We start from the raw sequence: 2,341 nt of genomic DNA, 5'->3' as shown, positions 1-2,341 counted from the left end.
TTAGCTCTTCAACCATGTAGGCAACGGCCACGGAAGCAAACGCGGCCAACGCCACCCCCATTAATCCTCGGGTCAGGAGCAGCAGCCCAAAGCTGTCGCTAAGAAGCATCAATAAGCCAATCAAAGGCATAGAAAAAATGCCTCCTAGCATGACTTTTTTGCGGCCAAAGGATTCCGAGCAAATGGCCCAAGGTACGAGGAAAATAGAAAGCGCAAACGTCGACGCAGCAAACAGACCGTTAATCTGAGTTTCTGATACCGCAAATTCTTTGGCGAGCAAAGGAAGGATTGGCTGAAATAGGTAAAGGTTGCAGAACACCAAAAATGAGCCCAGTGCCAAGCTTAACGTGATTTTTTTATAACGGGTGCTGCCAAACTCAGCCATTTTGTTGTCCTGAACGTCAATAAATTGCGAGGTAATGTGATGAAATTAGCAGTGAAATTGTGATTAATAAAATATATTAAAACTATCAACTCGATATATTAAGTTAATGCCATGGAAACTCGTCATCTAAAACACTTCGTCAAAGTCGCTGAGCTTGGTCATTTTACTATGGCAGCAAAGGCGTTACATATTGCTCAACCCGCCTTAAGTATCTCGATAAAAAAATTTGAACAGCAACTTGGCGTGGTACTCTTTAAAAGGCAAGACAGAAAAGTAGAGCTAACCCATGAAGGGAAAGTGTTACTCGAACATGCAAAACGTATTTTGCAACAGTTAGATGATGCCAAGCTTGCCATGGATGAACTGATTGGATTGGAAAAAGGAGAAGTCCGCTTAGGGGCTCCTAGTATGATGGGGTCTTACTTTTTTCCTGAAATCTTGATGGCTTTTAAATCCCATTACCCAAATTTGAAACTGACACTGGTCGATGCGGGAACGCAGTCGATTCGGAAAATGCTATTGGATGGAGAACTGGATATTGGCGTTATTGTGAATAACGATATACCGGAAGATCTTGATACCGATTACCTAGTGACCGGCGAGATGGTTGCCGTGGTGTCTGAAACTCATCCTTTGGCACAAAATAGATCAGTAAAATATTCCGAGTTTTTTGAACATGAATTGGTGATGTTTAAGCCGGGCTATTTTCACCGAGAGTTTATTGATCGTGTGTCTATCGAAAATCAGTTTACTCCGCAGTTCTCTTTTGAAACCAACTTGATCCCAATGATACTGACGATTGTAAAACGAGAATTTGCCATTACTGCGTTATTGAAGCTCGTCACCGATAATGAACAGGGTGTGGTGGGGATTCCATTTGAGGAGCCGGTAAAGCTAGATCTGGCTTTGGCATGGCGAAAAGACGGGTATCAGTCTAAAGCCGATAGAACATTCATCGACTTTGTTAAGCAGTATGTCTAGAGAAAGACGTGTATTTGATTACGAGCGGTACATTCTATCAAACGTTTTTTGGTCCCAACCTACCATCACCTGATCACCAATTTTAAGCACAGGGATCGAGCGCGCTCCCATCGCCTGTAGCTCTTTTCTGCCTCTTTGCATTTTGGCATTGGTGAGGCGATATTTGAGACCTTTTGAATCAAGATAACGTTGAGCATCTTTGCAATGAGGGCATTTATCGGCGACATACAGGACTAAACGTTTCATATAAGACTCTTAATTGGTGACCACTAAGGGCGAAAATTCAAGCGCGGAGTTTAGCCGAAATTACACACTGAGAAAAGTCACACTGACAAAATCAATGAATCGTTAAGCCAAATCCGATAAACTTAGCGGCCAACAGCCACGGTCGTTATCTTAACTATGCATCCATCACTTCGTTATGTTCAGGGCTATCCAGATCATATTGTTTCCCAGGTCGAACAATTGGTTTCAGCCAATAAACTGGTCACTTGGTTTGAATCACGCTACCCACAAAACCATACGATTAAGAGCGAGAAAGCCCTTTTTGATTATACGATGGCGATTAAAAATCGTTATATGAAGAAAACCGCGCCGCTGAGCAAAGTCATTTACGACAGTAAGATACACCTTATCAACAATGCACTTGGTCTTCATACCTATGTCAGTAAAGTGCATGGCAGCAAGATAAAGTCCAAGAATGAAATTCGAATTGCGAGTATTTTTAGAACGGCGCCAGAACCGTTACTGCGTATGTTAGTGGTTCATGAGCTTGCTCATATTAAAGAAAAGAACCACGATAAGGCCTTTTATCAGCTGTGCTGTCATATGGAAGCGGACTATCATCAGCTTGAACTGGATGCACGTCTATTTATGATTTATCAAGACCTTAAAGATAAGTAATGTCGATATGAAACCAAGCAAAAAAAACAATAGAGCGATCGGTCATTTAAAAACGATGGTTCAGTCAAAAAC

At 41.9% G+C, this 2,341-nt stretch carries 4 protein-coding genes; 2 read left to right on the top strand and 2 right to left on the bottom strand.

All coding sequences use genetic code 11. From position 1 onward, the window contains the following. On the bottom strand, nucleotides 1-385 hold a 385-nt coding region (locus ACP45E_RS05560; protein WP_141707238.1), incomplete at its 3' end, for an MFS transporter. Between the two features lie 111 nt (nucleotides 386-496). Here ACP45E_RS05560 and ACP45E_RS05555 point away from each other — a divergent pair. Beyond that, on the top strand, nucleotides 497-1,366 hold the full coding sequence (locus tag ACP45E_RS05555; protein ID WP_017034108.1) for a LysR family transcriptional regulator: 870 nt from the start codon (nucleotides 497-499) through the stop codon (nucleotides 1,364-1,366). Between the two features lie 18 nt (nucleotides 1,367-1,384). Here the strand turns inward: ACP45E_RS05555 and ACP45E_RS05550 are convergent, their stop codons facing one another. Continuing rightward, entirely contained in the window at nucleotides 1,385-1,612 is a 228-nt protein-coding gene (locus ACP45E_RS05550) for a glutaredoxin family protein (RefSeq protein ID WP_017034107.1), read from the bottom strand. A gap of 156 nt (nucleotides 1,613-1,768) precedes the next feature. On the opposite strand from ACP45E_RS05550, the gene ACP45E_RS05545 reads away from it, so the two are divergent. Further along, nucleotides 1,769-2,269, top strand: a complete 501-nt coding sequence (locus ACP45E_RS05545) for a M48 family metallopeptidase (RefSeq protein ID WP_017034106.1) — start codon at nucleotides 1,769-1,771, stop codon at nucleotides 2,267-2,269. Nucleotides 2,270-2,341 lie beyond the last annotated feature (72 nt).

This window comes from Vibrio genomosp. F10 str. 9ZD137, assembly GCF_049974785.1.
Lineage (GTDB): Bacteria > Pseudomonadota > Gammaproteobacteria > Enterobacterales > Vibrionaceae > Vibrio.
The sequence above is the reverse complement of the archived record's forward strand: the minus strand, read 5'-3'. Positions and strand labels throughout refer to the sequence as shown.

Coding starts and splice junctions, on each gene's coding strand:
- ACP45E_RS05545 (WP_017034106.1), top strand. CDS start 1,769: ATGCATCCATCACTTCGTTATGTTCAGGGCTATCCAGATCATATTGTT.
- ACP45E_RS05550 (WP_017034107.1), bottom strand. CDS start 1,612: ATGAAACGTTTAGTCCTGTATGTCGCCGATAAATGCCCTCATTGCAAA.
- ACP45E_RS05555 (WP_017034108.1), top strand. CDS start 497: ATGGAAACTCGTCATCTAAAACACTTCGTCAAAGTCGCTGAGCTTGGT.